General features: G+C 54.3%; 12 protein-coding genes and 1 pseudogene. 10 read left to right on the top strand and 3 right to left on the bottom strand.

Translation table 11 applies throughout. The annotated features are described in order from the left end of the window. Positions 1–230 (bottom strand): annotated as a pseudogene (locus AC2FJV_RS07825) (transposase); the annotation flags it as partial. 130 nt (positions 231–360) lie between these two features. On the opposite strand from AC2FJV_RS07825, the gene AC2FJV_RS07820 reads away from it, so the two are divergent. The 5 genes from AC2FJV_RS07820 (at position 361) to AC2FJV_RS07800 (ending at position 6678) form a co-directional block, all read left to right on the top strand. Further along, positions 361–2091 (top strand): sensor histidine kinase, encoded by a 1731-nt coding sequence (locus AC2FJV_RS07820; protein ID WP_496713297.1) that lies wholly within the window; start codon positions 361–363, stop codon positions 2089–2091. Continuing rightward, the gene (locus tag AC2FJV_RS07815) at positions 2088–3428 is read left to right on the top strand and encodes a sigma-54-dependent transcriptional regulator (protein WP_142637615.1); all 1341 of its coding nucleotides are present in this window, start codon (positions 2088–2090) and stop codon (positions 3426–3428) included. Before AC2FJV_RS07820 ends, AC2FJV_RS07815 begins: the two co-directional genes overlap by 4 nt. A 126-nt stretch (positions 3429–3554) precedes the next feature. Continuing rightward, positions 3555–4565, top strand: a complete 1011-nt coding sequence (dctP, locus tag AC2FJV_RS07810; protein ID WP_496713295.1) for a TRAP transporter substrate-binding protein DctP — start codon at positions 3555–3557, stop codon at positions 4563–4565. Between the two features lie 68 nt (positions 4566–4633). Continuing rightward, the gene (locus tag AC2FJV_RS07805; protein ID WP_496694056.1) at positions 4634–5266 is read left to right on the top strand and encodes a TRAP transporter small permease subunit; all 633 of its coding nucleotides are present in this window, start codon (positions 4634–4636) and stop codon (positions 5264–5266) included. Positions 5267–5277: 11 nt separating this feature from the next. Continuing rightward, a complete protein-coding gene (locus AC2FJV_RS07800; RefSeq protein ID WP_142637621.1) occupies positions 5278–6678 on the top strand; it encodes a TRAP transporter large permease in 1401 nt (466 codons plus the stop codon). 603 nt (positions 6679–7281) lie between these two features. Here AC2FJV_RS07800 and AC2FJV_RS07795 read toward each other — a convergent pair. Further along, the gene (locus AC2FJV_RS07795) at positions 7282–7623 is read right to left on the bottom strand and encodes an SDR family oxidoreductase (RefSeq protein ID WP_185956751.1); all 342 of its coding nucleotides are present in this window, start codon (positions 7621–7623) and stop codon (positions 7282–7284) included. A 258-nt stretch (positions 7624–7881) separates the two neighbouring features. Then, entirely contained in the window at positions 7882–9270 is a 1389-nt protein-coding gene (locus AC2FJV_RS07790) for a tetratricopeptide repeat protein (protein WP_496708102.1), read from the bottom strand. Between the two features lie 81 nt (positions 9271–9351). Between AC2FJV_RS07790 and AC2FJV_RS07785 the strand changes: the two genes are divergently transcribed. From AC2FJV_RS07785 to AC2FJV_RS07765, 5 genes are all read left to right on the top strand, one after another. Continuing rightward, positions 9352–9660: a hypothetical protein gene (locus tag AC2FJV_RS07785; RefSeq protein WP_010442264.1), complete on the top strand. Its 309-nt coding sequence runs from the start codon at positions 9352–9354 to the stop codon at positions 9658–9660. 4 nt (positions 9661–9664) lie between these two features. Then, entirely contained in the window at positions 9665–11119 is a 1455-nt protein-coding gene (gene gntH / locus AC2FJV_RS07780) for a guanitoxin biosynthesis MBL fold metallo-hydrolase GntH (protein WP_109312726.1), read from the top strand. Positions 11120–11201: 82 nt separating this feature from the next. Continuing rightward, positions 11202–12311 (top strand): HlyD family secretion protein, encoded by a 1110-nt coding sequence (locus AC2FJV_RS07775; protein ID WP_010442262.1) that lies wholly within the window; start codon positions 11202–11204, stop codon positions 12309–12311. Between the two features lie 29 nt (positions 12312–12340). Beyond that, positions 12341–13027, top strand: coding sequence for an ABC transporter ATP-binding protein (locus AC2FJV_RS07770; RefSeq protein ID WP_037321629.1), 687 nt, complete (start codon positions 12341–12343; stop codon positions 13025–13027). Beyond that, positions 13027–14430, top strand: a complete 1404-nt coding sequence (locus AC2FJV_RS07765; protein WP_260027312.1) for an ABC transporter permease — start codon at positions 13027–13029, stop codon at positions 14428–14430. The genes AC2FJV_RS07770 and AC2FJV_RS07765 overlap by 1 nt, the downstream gene beginning before the upstream one ends. Positions 14431–14438 lie beyond the last annotated feature (8 nt).

Genomic DNA, 14438 nt, shown 5'->3' with positions numbered 1-14438 from the left:
CCATCATTCGCGCGAAGATGCCCTTGTCGCTCCACCGTTTCCATCGATTGTACAGCGTCTTGTGCGGTCCATAGGCGGCAGGGGCATCCCGCCACCGCAAACCTGCGATTGATGAAGATAATCCCGCTCAACACACGCCTGTCATCGACGCGCGGCTTGCCGTGGGGCTTCGGGAAGAAGGGCTCCAGAGGCGCCATTTGCGCATCCGTAAGCCAGAAGAGATCAGACATGTTCACCGCTCGTTTTTGAACCGTGAATCACGCCGCAAAACGGAAATCCATGGGTCCTGACCCTAGAACTCTTGGGATGGACGACTAATACCTACTGTGATCCTATGCTGTCGCAGTTCATGGGCATTCAATGCGATCAGCTTCGTATATTGTAGGTATTTTGGTAGCCATTGCCGCCAGCATTGGCCTTTATTTGGTTTCTTACCAGTACTTCGTTTCGGAGGAGCTTTCGAAAGCTCAGGGCCGGCTCTCTCTCTACCAAAGCTCGGTAAACAGCGAACTCGAACGATTTTCCCACCTCACCTATGTGCTGTCACAGGATTCCTTTGTAATTGGAACAGCCGAAGGAGACGGCACCGGAGCTTTAAACCGACGCCTTGAGGATTTTGCGGAGCGGGCGGAGCTGGATGCTATCTACCTGATGGACGAAGACGGGATCACGATTTCCGCATCGAACTACCGCGACACAGGGAGCTTTGTTGGCCAGAACTACGCTTTCCGCCCATATTTCCAAAGTGCCATTTCTGGTAAACAGGGCCGCTTCTATGCCATCGGGGCGACGACTGGTCTGCCAGGATACTTCATCGCCAACGCAGTGCTTGACGACCAGGGAGATTCAACTGGTGTCATAGCGATTAAGATCGATTTCTCTAATCTTCAGGATAGTTGGAAAAACTCGGGCGAACAGGTTCTTTTGGCCAATGAAGACGGTGTCATTCTGCTTTCTTCGAACTCGGATTGGCAATATCGCGCGTTGACGCCATTGTCAGAACCACAGCGAGAGCGAATTCGAAACGCCCGGCAGTTTCCGGGGCAAGCCTTAGATGCGTTGGATTGGGTTGAGTTGCCGGGAGATCAGGCCAGAATTGCGGGGACGAAGCGCTTGCATCTTGCAGCAACGGATTTGCCTCATGGCTGGTCGCTTCACTATTTTGCAAGTGACGATCAAGCCGTAGCACGCAGTTGGCTTGTAACTGCAGTTTTTGTCCTCTTGGCGGGGCTCACATTTATCTACTTCCAGATACAACGTGCGAGACGCGTCAGCGCTGCTTTGGCGCGGTCCGAAGAGGAAGAAGCAATGCTGCGCGAAGCAAATGAAAGGCTTGCCATCGAAATCGACGACCGCAAGACAGCCGAGCGGAGCCTCAGACGCACCCAGGGCGAGTTGGAGCGCGCAAGCCGACTGGCCGCTCTTGGGCAACTATCCGCGTCGGTCACGCATGAGCTGGGCCAGCCCATCGCGGCGATGCGCAATCATCTGGTGGCTGCAGAGATTTCATCTTCCGGGGAAACCAAGCTGACACAAAAAATCGGCAGCCTGGTTGACAGGATGGAAGGGATCACACGCCAATTACGGTTTTTTGCACGGTCGGAGAGTGAGGCGTTCGACGACGTAGACTTACGCACTTCGGTTAATGCCGCGTTGGCTCTGGTTGCCCCAAACATCGAACAGGGCAAGGTGAAAATCTCAATTGATGCGTCGACTGGTCCGGCGTTTATCCGGGGCAGTGCCCTGCGGATCGAACAGGTCATCACAAATCTTTTGCGCAATGCCATAGATGCTACGGATGAAGCGGATGCGCCTGAAATCCATATCGCTGTCATGGCTTCTGATGATGAGGTCGTGTTGGAAATTCAGGACAACGGTCACGGGTTGGGCGAGGCAACGCTGGCAGAGTTGCAAGAGCCATTTGTAACCACAAGAGAGAGCGGGAGAGGCATGGGCTTGGGACTGGCCATTTCCACCAGCATTGTCAAAGATCACGATGGCACAATGACGGCCCGAAATCGAAATGGCGGCGGAACAATTTTCCGTGTCACCTTCCCGATAGCCTCAAATACTGAAGAAACGGACGAATGAACCTGCAGCAACCCTTCAAAGTTCTGGTCGTTGATGATGACAAATCGATGCGACAATCTCTTGTCGAGTTGCTTGAAGCCGCCGACTGGTCTGTCAACGCCTTGCCACGCGCGACCCAGGTGACGGAGCATCTGGCCAACGCCTCGCCCGATGTCATTTTATCCGATGTGCGTATGCCCGGCATGTCGGGACTTGAATTGCTGGCCAGCCTGGACAGGCATGTGGCGCCTCCGGTGGTATTGATTTCGGCACATGGTGATATCCCGATGGCGGTTCAGGCCATACAGGACGGGGCATATGGGTTCATCGAAAAGCCATATGAACCACGGCGATTGCTTACGGTGCTGAGGCACGCGGCCGAACAATACCGAATGCGAAGAAGTAATGCCCGCCTCAAAGACCGTCTGTTCAAACTGTCAGGCCTTGACCGCATCCTGCTGGGCCAAACGGACGCCATTACAGACTTGCGACAAGAAGTACTTGATCTTGCTGATACGTCGGTTGCGGTTTTGTTGCAGGGAGATACGGGCACCGGGAAAGAGCTGGTTGCTCATGCTTTGCATGATTTGGGCCGCTCGCCGGAGGCACCGTTTCTGGCGCTGAATTGCGCCGCATTGTCGGCCGATACATTTGAAGCGGAAATGTTCGGCGTCGCGGGTGAATCCGACGGAAGGCTTGGGGCGGCATCGGGTGGGACCTTGTTTCTGGATGAAATCTGCTCGTGCCCACCAGCGGCGCAGGCCAAGCTGTTAAGGGTCATCGAAGATCAACAAGTGCTGCCGGTGGGGGCGGTGTCGCCGGTGCCGGTAAGCTTCAGGGTCGTGTCAGCAACCAACGAAGACGTTGTACTTGCGGCCGAGGAAGGCCGCCTGCGTCAGGACCTTTTGTTTCGATTGAATACTGTCGTCTTGTCCTTACCCCCGCTTAGACAAAGACGGGATGATCTGGTTCTGTTGGCAACGCATTTCTTAAACGAATACGCGCAGGTTTATGAGATAGACGTACCAGAACTTGATCAGGACGATTTGGCGGCTCTGCTTGCACATGACTGGCCCGGCAATGTGCGTGAATTGCGCCATGTCTGCGAACGGCGCATTTTGGCGGCCCGACGCGGAGGCGGTTCGGTGGCGCAGGCTATCCAAAGCGATCAGCACTTCGACGAAGTGCCGGATACCCTGCGCGATGCCGTTGCCGCATTTGAACGCGAGCTCATAGGCAAAGCCATCAAGGCGCATAAAGGCCGCATGGATGCCGCCGCCGAAGCGCTTGGGATTGGCCGCCGGACGCTCAACGAAAAGATCGTCAAACTTGGTCTCGATAAAGAGGCTCTGTTGTAGGCGAAAACAGCTCTGCGGAAATCCGCAGGGCGCCTGGGAAAACGCGCGCATTTTCCTTCATAGTCAGGACGCCGCGCATTCTGAATACTCCGCCCAAACGAATTGCATGATCTGGGAGGAGCCACTATGCGCAAACACCTTAACCGGGCGGCCATTGCCGCCTTGTCGCTGACCGTTGCATCCGAAGCACTGGCTGTCGAATGGAACGTATCCCTGTGGGGCAAGCGTCGTGCTTTCACAGAGCATGTCGAAAAGCTGGCTGAACTGGTGAACGAAAAGACCAACGGTGAGTTTACCCTGAACATCAGTTATGGTGGCCTGTCGAAGAACAAAGAAAACCTCGATGGGATTTCGATTGGCGCGTTTGAAATGGCCCAGTTCTGCGCTGGCTATCACCGCGACAAGAACCCCTCGATCACTGTCTTGGAACTGCCGTTTCTGGGCGTGACATCCCTTGAACAGGAAGTCGACTTGTCGATGGCTGTTTATCAACACCCGGCAGTCGTCGAGGATTTGGCACGCTGGGACGCGACTCTGCTGATGCCGTCGCCGCTACCGCAGTACAACCTTGTCGGGGTAGGTGACGCGCCGAAATCTCTGGCCGATTTTGAAGGTCTGAGTGTGCGCGCCACCGGCGGTATCGGTAAAGCGATGGAGACGGTCGGCGCAGTTCCGACTTCGATGTCCGCATCCGAAGTACGTCAGGCAATGGACAGCGGCATCGTCAAAGCCGTCAGCTTTGCACCACACGCCCATATGTCCTTTGGCACTATTGAAAACGGTACGTGGTGGACGACGAACCTGAACCCCGGAACCGTCAACTGCCCGGTCGTCGTGAATACTCTGGCACTGGAAGATCTGTCCGATGAACATCGTAAAGCTCTGCTGGGGTCGATAGACGAAGCGCTGGATCACTACGTTTCCCAATACCAAACCAAAACGATGGAAGCTTGGGGCCCCGAGCTGGATCAACACGGCATCGAACGGGTCACATTCAGCGATGAAGAAATCGCGGCATTCAAAGAGGCCGCCGCCGCACCCGCAGCAGAAGCCTGGATTGCGGAAAACACCGAACGCGGTCTTCCGGCGCAAGAGCTCTATGACCTCGTGACCGGCAAGATCGCCAACGGTAGCTAATCCACTCACCACCCGGCGTCGGCCAAGCTGGCGTCGGGTGCCTTTTCCTCTGATAGCGGAGCACAACGATGGCCGGGTCATCCTTGGTGCTGTCCGACGACAGCCGTCTCAGCATTCTCGATCAACATCTCTACAAACTGGAGAGCTTTCTGGCCTTGCTCAGCGGTCTTGCGGTTTTCTCTCTGATGGTAATGGCCGTTGTCTCCGTCGGTGGTCGGAATATCGCCAATGCGCCGCTTCCCGGGTATGTCGACTGGATTGAACAGGCCATGCCGTTGATTGCCTTCATGGGGATATCTTATGCGCAGCGCGATGGCGGCCACATCCGAATGGACATGTTCGTTGGTGCACTTAAAGGCCGGACGCTCTATATCGTCGAATTCGTAACAACCGCCGTCATTCTGGCGCTGATCGTCTTGCTGATCTGGGGAAGCTGGGCGCACTTCGCGCGCAGTTTCGACTATGGTGCCCCACTGTGGAGCCGCGACAGTTCCATTGACATCAGCATCCCGCTGTGGCCCGCCAAGCTGTTGGCCCCCGTCGCCTTCAGTGTGCTTTGCATAAGGCTCTTTCTGCAGCTCTGTGCCTACGGTCGTGCGATTCGCCATCCTGACCAGCCGCCTATCGCCGTCCCGTTGATTCCCGATGCCGCCACCCAGGCTGCAATGGAAGCCGAGCATGTCTCGGGCCACGACAACTGAGGTAAATTCTGATGGAACCCATTGAAATTGGTCTGATCGTCTCGGGCGGAATGCTTGTTCTTGTGGTGCTGGGTATGCGCGTGGCATTTGCTGCCGCAACGGCCGGAATGGTTGGCCTGATCTGGATCTTCTGGGCCAAGTTTGGGTACGACCCAGCGCGGTTCGGCAAGGCTGTGACTGTAGCCGTCAAAACAGCGGGGCAGGTGCCGCATTCCAAGATTTCGAGCCAGGCGCTGAGCCTTATCCCGACCTTCATCCTGATTGGCTACCTCGCCTACTACGCGGGCCTGACCAAAGCACTGTTCGAGGCCGCCAAGCGATGGCTGGCATGGGTTCCTGGCGGGCTGGCGGTGTCGACCGTCTTTGCCACCGCCGGGTTCGCTGCGGTTTCCGGAGCCTCGGTTGCCACATCCGCCGTTTTCGCCCGCATCGCCATCCCCGAGATGCTGAAGATCGGCTACGACAAGCGCTTTGCCGCAGGTGTCGTCGCTGCAGGCGGCACATTGGCGTCGCTCATCCCTCCTTCGGCCATTTTGGTCATATACGCGATTATCGTGGAACAGGACGTGGGCAAACTGCTGTTAGCCGGTTTCATTCCGGGCATGTTCTCAGCTTTGATCTATGGCTTGCTGATCATTGGCATGGCTGTTGTGATCAAAGACTTTGGTCCCGCAGTCTCAGGCTTTACATGGAAAGAGCGTTTCATGTCTCTTCCGCCCGCACTGCCTATCTTGTTTGTCGTCGTTACCATCATCTTCTTTGTCTACAACCCATTCGGAGGCGATGCTTGGGGCACGCCAACCGAGGGTGGCGCAATCGGTGCCTTCGTTGTCTTTCTGATGGCGCTATATCAGGGCATGCGTTGGTCCGAACTTAAAGACGCGTTGCTGGAGACGGCCAAGCTAAGCGTCATGATCTTTACCATCATCTGGGGCGTGCTGGTCTATGTTCGTTTTCTGGGTTTTGCCGAACTACCCAGCGCGTTCTCCGACTGGATCACCTCGCTTGAGATGTCACCAATGCTCATTCTGATCTGTATCCTGCTGGCTTATGCTGTACTGGGCATGTTCATGGATGCGATAGGTATGCTGCTGCTGACGTTGCCCGTAGTTTACCCAGCCGTCATGGCGTTGAACGGTGGTGAAGCGGTAAGTGCGGCCGATAGTACCTTTGGAATGTCCGGCCCGATGTGTGCCATCTGGTTTGGCATTCTGGTAGTCAAAATGGCCGAGTTTTGCCTGATCACCCCACCTATCGGGCTGAATTGCTTTGTAGTGGCTGGCGTGCGTGATGACCTAAGCGTTCAGGATGTTTTTAAAGGTGTAACGCCTTTCTTTCTGGCGGATGCAGCGACGATCGCAATGCTCGTTGCGTTCCCTGCTATCGTTCTGTGGCTTCCTGGACAGGTTTGAATTACATGGGATGATTTTTGAGCGCGGTTTGCCGGTACGGCTTAGACAAAGATGCAAGATGCGTGCCATTCATGCATAAGCAACGGCGACCAAACGCATAGATAGCTGGCGTCATTATCTGTTCAGTCGTGTAAAGGCGTGTCGACTGATTTGGGCCGTCCGCATGATCAGTTATTGGGTGGGGCAGGGGATCTTTCTGCAACGGCACCGGAGCCTGTTGTGAGCCCAAAGCAGAATCTTGAGAGATAGTGGAAAGAGCACTCCGCCGTCACCACGGCGAAGTGCTGAATAGTGTGTGTCTAGCTGCCCTTCGTCGAGCGTGCGAAATCCTGTAGAACGGTAACTCACGGTCTGCGGGACGGAGCCGACTTTTGCTCACGCCGCTTTTGCTGACGCAGAAACCCCTCGCAGGCGCGACACGCCATTTGTTGCATCGCAGAGGATTCTTCGTTTGCGGTCATTCATCGGCGCAAAATTCAGCCAATTCCAAACCGCCTTTTCGCTGCAGCTGGGTCCGGCAATCGAGGAGCGGACAAATCTGCCATTCGGCCTCGCGGTCTGAACGGCAGGTTTTTTCCAAGCAAGTTTGATTAGCTCATAGCGTTATGCATAGTCAGGCGCGTCCAACGTTTCACCGTTCATGTTCCCTTCGACGGCAGCGACGTAGGCCTTTGCAGTGTCTGCCGCCGATAAGCCCGTGCTTGAATCCATGCCCATCATCTCCATCGTTTCCTTGACGAAGACCGGGCTGACGGTGTTCACCCGTAGTTCGCGATCAAGTTCGAGTGCTGCTGCCTTGGCAAAGGATTCCAGCGCCCCATTGGCGATGCTGATCACCACCGAGCCCTGCATCGGTTCTCGTGACAGTATGCCGGCAGTGAGCGTGAACGATCCAGCATCGCTGATATGTCTCTGTCCAACGCGGACAAGGTTGATCTGGCCCATCAGCTTGTGGGGTCGATTCAGGCTGAGTGCAAAATAGGGCGGTAAGGCGATTTCTGAAAAGGTTGGTACGTAGCCGACCCTTCACCGCGCCAAGCCCGAACTGGAAAGACGCGGACAATTCCGCCGTTAGCTACAACAAATTCCGATGACCGCTTTCGGCGTACATTAACACTACCAAGATATGTTCTCTTGTGTTGGCGGTAAAACACACATTACGCAAATGTGCCTGTTTCCAGCCATGGCTCGAAAAGGAATATCTTAAAACCGCCATCCCGCATCTGTTAAGGCTGAAATCACTTCGTCCGATAGATTTGGACTGGAATAAAATGCTGCTAGAACAAGATCTGGCCTGAACTCTGGCCACGACTGTTTCAGTTGATTCAAGGTTGCATGTGCGTCTTTGGCTTCGCCCAACCTTTGATAGGAAGCCGCCAAAAATACCAAAGACAGTGCACTGACGGGGTCACCATTGTCACTCGCAAATTTCAAGGACGCGATTGCTTCCCTAAACTCACCGATGTGAAAACTGGCAACCGCGTGAATGTTCCTGTGGGCAAACCGATGACTTCCCATCTCTCTGGGGTGGCTTGGGTCGCTGACGTCATACGCTTCTTCAAAGCGACCCATAACCAGTAGTATCACGCCGCGAAAGTCCAGAACGTTTCCGTCATTGGGTCGAAGCGACTGGGCGAGTGCTGAATAGTCCAATGCGCTGTCATAGTCGCCAGAAACGTAAGACACCCATGCCATTGCCGATTGGCTCCAGCCGTTTGAGGGCGCAATATCCACAGCTTTCTGTGCCATTTTTCCTGAATTCAGTATCAGCGCGTCACGCTCTTCCTCGCCTCGCGTTAGTAGAGCCTGGGTTCCCAGACTATGGGCCAATCCGGCATATCCACAGTAAAAATCGGGAGCCTCATTTATTGCCATTCTAAAAATGTCGCTGGCCAGGATCTGGTTATCGATAGTTGCGATTGGAAAGAGCAGGCCCCGAGCTTGATCGCAGTAATTTGACGCCTGTACTGCAGCGGGTGATTTAGCGGATAGAGCCTTTCGCTCAAGTGAGCGCGCAGATGTCTTTGGGTTGAGATCAACAACCTGTTCCATGCGCCCGCCCAAGACGTAAGCAAGAGCAATGATCGCTATGGTGACAGCAGGGATGCCAATCCGCCAGGGTAATCCTGGCCTGAATGGCGTATGATCGACATTGCTCTGAATTGTACCAGAGCGGTCCTCGAACCAAGGTGCGTAGCCGCCGCTATCAATGTGAATGCGCAGATCGTCTCCAGCACCTGCCGTTTCATAGTACTGCTGAAGTTTCCGCCGTAACCGCCCCGCATCCACACGAACAACGTTGATGTGGCCGTCATCACTGGCAAAACTCTTGAAGTAAACATCCTGAGCGATTGTTTTGCCAAGAATAGCCTCGGATCTACCCGCAATGGCTTCTTCGACAACGTAGCTCAGAAAATTCCGAAGGCGTTCCGCCTTGCCAAATATGTCACTCGCCAATACCTGGTCCAGCGCGTACTTCACACGGGTCGCGTGACGTTCCGGATCAAGGGTCAATTCTCTGTCGGGCATCTGAAACTTCAAGTTTCTCTGTATTTTCAATTCTATACTGTCAAATGAATATTTGAATGTCACCCTAATTTCACGGTGTAACCCTTCCGCGTCGCGCGATGTGCCCTCAGCCTAGTGCCCAGAGATGGACTAGGCGCCAGGGCAATGACGGACATCAACTTACTAGAGCTCGCTTTTCCGGACCAAATCAGCCGCATCCGCGTCATGCGAAAGAACCATCGTGGATTCGAGGCACTTTGCGGTGACTTCGAGTTGCTCTCAACCGAGTTGGAGAGGGTCCGGAAGGTCAATGAGCAGACGTCACCATGTCTGATCGATCCTGTCACCGAAAGCCTAAACGGGCTGGCCGAGGAAATCGCCGAGCATCTCTCTCGATTCACTAATTCAGAGATTGTCCCGAAAGCCATTTCAGAAGTGGCTCCCATATTCACCCAGGCTCGAACAAAGGACTGAAAATATGCTGCAAGACAGACAGAGGAAGTCAATTAAGTCACTCAGCGCACTCGCCGTCGCAGCGACATTGTTCGCCACAAATGCGTTCGGTCAGGCTCCTCCGGTACAGGAGCCCTCATCCCAAGAAGATATTGAGGCTGCACTGACTGGCGGCGTCCCAATGGGACGTTGGAAAGAGGGTCTGACCTTTGAGGGCATCTCTCCTCAACCGTGGTTGAAAAGTGCGGCGAACTGGTTCCCACGCACAGAAGATGTACAGCCCAACGAGATGAGAATTATCTTCATGGGATCTGCCCCGTTCATTCGCCCTGGGCAAATGAACACAGCGATTCTTGTTGAGCTGGGTAACGGTAAGATTTTCATGTTTGACATTGGTGAGGGCTCACCAGCGAACATCATTGCCAGTGGATATGCACTGAATGAAATTACCGATGTATTCATCACGCACCTGCACGTGGACCACTTTGGTGGGCTGCCGTACCTGTGGATGTTCGGAACCTGGGCAGGTGGATGGCACGAGCAGTTGACGGTCCACGGCCCATCCGGCCGCACCAAGGAGTACGGCACCGCAACGATGGTAGAAGGCATGAAAATGATGACCGGCTGGCACCGGGATGCGTTCAGCGTCTTTCCCGTTGGCAAAGGTTGGGACATCGAAGTCAACGAATTTGATTTCCGTGACAATGGTGGCGTGATCTATGATGAAGACGGGGTCAAAGTCACACACTGGCAAAGAAGCCATGCCAAGGACGGTGCGTCCGGATACCGGATGGACTGGAATGGCATGTGCTTCATCTGGACAGGTGACGGTCGACCCAACATGATCGACATTCCTTTCGCCAAAGGCTGCGATGTCTTCGTAACGGAACAGCAACAGGAAATCATCGAAATCTCATCCGGAGTTCAAGGCGTGCCGCCTTTCCTCGGGCGGTATACCGTCGACACCCATCACACGCCCAGCTATGCGGCCGGCTACATTGCCAATCTGGTGCAACCCAGGCTTCTGATGAACACTCACATGAGCTATGACCCCTATCAGATCGAGGAAACCGTAGCGGAGATCCGAGAGCACTGGAAAGGCCCCTATCACTTTGGAGCGCCTGACGGGATCGTTGTGAACGTCACCAAAGATCAGATATGGGTTCGCGAAGGCATATTGCCCGAGTTTCCAAACTCACGAGCGCCGCAGTTTGACTTTAGCAATGGTCAGTTGATCGTGCCGAAGCCGCCCCACCGGCGCGAAGACATTCAAGAACCCTACGTGCGCGATATGGAGATCGATCCTAAGCTGTACTATCCCGAGGGATATCATCCTGAGCTGCTGACAGAGTGGCCAGTTGATGACGACCTTGTTGTTCCTCTGGAAGCGCTTCCCGAAAATCTGAAAGAGAGTATGGGCGCGGCATGGCGCCATCGTGAAGCCAACCGCAAAGTGTTGGAAGAGCAAGGTGACAACTAAGTCATCATGACAAACAGGGCGATCACTCGTAAGTTTGGGTGGTCGTTCGAACTTTCCGGAAACATCACGAAGGAATGAAGTCTTGTTAATCGTACTTGGCCTCTACTTTGGAATAGTCTGGCTGGTCTTTTCCAAGTTTCACCTTCTCCCCTGGAATGGATTCTGGAAAACTCTGGTTTACTGTGTAGCCGGTGTTATCGCTCTGGTGGTCATCGGTGCGCTGAACCACACAACTCCGACTGGCCCGGTATCCATTCAGGGTGTTTCGACGAATATTGCTCCGAACGTGGCGGGCACGGTTACAGAAGTCGTTGTGGAGCCAAACCAGGAAGTTGCAATTGGCGAGACCCTATTCCGGATAGATAATGAGGTTTTCAAAGCCGAGGTTTCCCGGCTCGAAGCTGTCTTGGAAACTGCAAAGTCATCTGCCGATCAACTGTTATCAGATTTATCAGCTGCCGAGGCCGAGATTGAATCCCTGACTGCTCAGCTGATTTTCGGAATTCAGCGTCGTGATGACATCATCCGTTTGGAAGAACGCGGGGCATCAACCACGTTCCAACTGCAAGAGGCTGTCTCAACCATCGACCAGTTGACCGCGAATATCCGCGCAGCAGAAGCCCGGAAGACAAGCCTTGAGCGGCGTATCGCCGCGAAGATCGACGGGCGTGACGCAGGTGTTGTGGAGGCCGAACAGACACTTGCGCAAGCTCTTTGGGATTTAGAGCAAACAGTTGTAAAAGCGCCGGGAAACGGCGTTGTCACGGCTGTATCACTACGACCAGGTAACCGCGCCACTCCGCTACAAGGGGCAATAACTTTTGTCGAACCCGGAGACTTTGCAGTAATTGCTACTCTGCCCCAATCCAGTCGTGCCAATGTTTCGGTCGGTGACGAAATCCGGCTTGCATTTAGAACGGAACCCGGCGGAGAAATTACCGGCCGTATTTCCGATTTTCCGGTCGGAACTGTCGAAGGTACTGTTGATCTAAGGTCAGGCCTTCCCTCATTGCGCGAACTAACCGGGATATCCAGCTACATCGTATTGGTTGAACTACCTGCAGATGCAGACATAAATTACTTGCAATTTGGAACGTCAGGAACAGCTTTGGTCAAGACAGACGAGGCCGGAGCCATTGGTGTTTTGGCAGAGATCCTTTTCTGGGTCACCAAGAAGCTCAATTATCTTTGAAAAACCAAGCCAAAGCATCTGTGTCATCAATGAAAACTGTAGAGCTCAAATCCTTGGTGTTTCGGTGGCCCGGTCAACCTGACCCGGTTCTCTCAGTCGCTAGCTTCGATCTTGAGGCCGGGGAAAGTGTGTTTATGAAAGGCCCCAGTGGCAGCGGAAAGACCACATTGCTTTCGGCAATTGCTGGCGTGATCGATGTACCGCAAAGCGCGGTTCGCGTTGCAGGCACGGATGTCGGGGCTTTGGCCGGAGGTGATCGTGACCGTTTTCGTGTGGATCATTTGGGGATTGTTTTCCAGGTCTTCAATCTCTTGCCTTGGCTCAGTGCGCTTGAAAACACGTTGCTGCCCTGCCGGTTTTCAGCGCGACGTCGCAATCGGTCGGGGCCAGACCCCAAGGCTACCGCCACACGGTTGCTAAGTGAGCTGGGTCTTGAGGATACTGAGCTCATCAATCGACCTGCCAGCGCACTGAGTGTTGGGCAGCAACAACGCGTTGCGGCGGCGCGTGCTCTGATAGGGGCGCCTGAAGTAGTTTTGGCGGATGAACCCACCTCGGCTTTGGATGAGGAAGCGAAAGACACGTTTGTCCAGTTGTTGTTGAAGGAATGCAAAGCATCAGGGGCAAGTTTGTTATTTGTCAGCCATGATCGCAGCCTGGAAAAACACTTCGATCGGAGCGTTGACTTGCCGATGCTGAACGCGGGCAAAACGTGATGTTCAATCTTTGTTATAAAAGCCTTCTCAATCGCCGCTTTATCGCTGCGTTGACTGTTCTTAGCATTGCCTTGAGCGTGGCTTTGATTGTTGGGGTTGAACGACTGCGAACAGAGGCACGAGCGGGTTTTGCCAATTCTGCATCAGGGATCGACCTGATCATTGCGGCACGCGGAAACGATGTGCAGATCCTGATGGCAACGGTTTTTGGTGTCGGCACAACTGGCGCTGGTATCAGCTGGGACAGCTACGAGATGATCGAAGATCTGCCCCAGATAAGCTGGACAGTGCCAATCATGATGGGTGACAACCACCGAGGATATCCCGTGATAGGAACGTCCGAGCAATATTTTGACCACTTTCGTCATAGTGGCGGCCGGCAACTGATATTTGCTGAAGGTGTTCCGTTTAAATCTCCAGATGGCGCAGTGATTGGAGCAAAAGTTGCTCAGGCTTTCGGGTACACGTCAGGTACTGAAATCGTGAATGCCCATGGCTCAGGGGAAGTCGCCTTTGATGTGCACGACGAAGCGCCATTCACAGTGACCGGCGTGCTGGGGCATACCGGGACGGCCGTCGACAGAATGGTTTTTGTCTCACTCGAGGGTTTTGACGCCTTGCACGAAGAACCTGCATCAGAGGTTGCGGACCCATTCGTTTTGATCGAAGCACCAGAAGTCGCCGGAGAACACGAAGACCATGACCATGTGGAGTTAGACGAGCCTGACGAGCACGAAGAAGGGCATCAGGAACATGACGACCGTCATGCTCACGGAAGCGGCCATGAAGACGAGGGGCAAACTGTCACGACCTCTGACGGGCACGATCACGATGGCCATGATCATGAACCGGGGACCATCAACGCGATTTTTGCCGGGCTGGAGGAAAAAACGGCGGTGCTTTCAGTTCAACGGCAACTGGCAGACCATCGCGACGAGGCACTGACCGCTGTTCTTCCTAATGTTGCGCTGTTGCAGCTTTGGTCGATTACCAGTACGGCCGAGACTGCGCTGCGTCTGATGGCAGGCGCTGTGGCAGTGGCTGGAATGATCGGCATGGTGGTCATGTTGTCTGCTTCACTCGACAACCGGCGGCGTGAATTTGCGATCCTTCGATCCGTGGGCGCAACACCTGCCGGCGTCTTTTCCCTGATCTTGCTTGAAGCCGTTTTATTGTTGTCGGCCGGTATCGTGCTTGGAGTAATCGCGCTCAGCGCTCTCACGCGCGTGATAGATCCGATTCTTGCCGCAAATTTTGGGCTTCGCATCGGTGTTGGCCTGCCGAGTTTTCGCGAGGTTCTTCTCATAGCCATCGTTTTCTGCTCTGGTCTTCTTGCCAGTATTATACCTGCGTTAAGGGTGTACCGTATGACGCTATCAGACGGACTGTTGGTGCGGCTTTGAATAAGAGG

This window comes from Ruegeria sp. CDSA241 (assembly GCF_059611265.1).
The sequence above is the reverse complement of the archived record's forward strand: the minus strand, read 5'-3'. Positions and strand labels throughout refer to the sequence as shown.

Bases quoted from the DNA above. Each gene is read 5' to 3' on its own strand.
- AC2FJV_RS07795 (WP_185956751.1), bottom strand. From the start codon at position 7,623: ATGGGCCAGATCAACCTTGTCCGCGTTGGACAGAGACATATCAGCGAT.
- AC2FJV_RS07765 (WP_260027312.1), top strand. From the start codon at position 13,027: ATGTTCAATCTTTGTTATAAAAGCCTTCTCAATCGCCGCTTTATCGCT.
- AC2FJV_RS07785 (WP_010442264.1), top strand. From the start codon at position 9,352: ATGACGGACATCAACTTACTAGAGCTCGCTTTTCCGGACCAAATCAGC.
- AC2FJV_RS07800 (WP_142637621.1), top strand. From the start codon at position 5,278: ATGGAACCCATTGAAATTGGTCTGATCGTCTCGGGCGGAATGCTTGTT.
- dctP (WP_496713295.1), top strand. From the start codon at position 3,555: ATGCGCAAACACCTTAACCGGGCGGCCATTGCCGCCTTGTCGCTGACC.
- AC2FJV_RS07805 (WP_496694056.1), top strand. From the start codon at position 4,634: ATGGCCGGGTCATCCTTGGTGCTGTCCGACGACAGCCGTCTCAGCATT.
- AC2FJV_RS07770 (WP_037321629.1), top strand. From the start codon at position 12,341: ATGAAAACTGTAGAGCTCAAATCCTTGGTGTTTCGGTGGCCCGGTCAA.
- AC2FJV_RS07820 (WP_496713297.1), top strand. From the start codon at position 361: ATGCGATCAGCTTCGTATATTGTAGGTATTTTGGTAGCCATTGCCGCC.
- gntH (WP_109312726.1), top strand. From the start codon at position 9,665: ATGCTGCAAGACAGACAGAGGAAGTCAATTAAGTCACTCAGCGCACTC.
- AC2FJV_RS07815 (WP_142637615.1), top strand. From the start codon at position 2,088: ATGAACCTGCAGCAACCCTTCAAAGTTCTGGTCGTTGATGATGACAAA.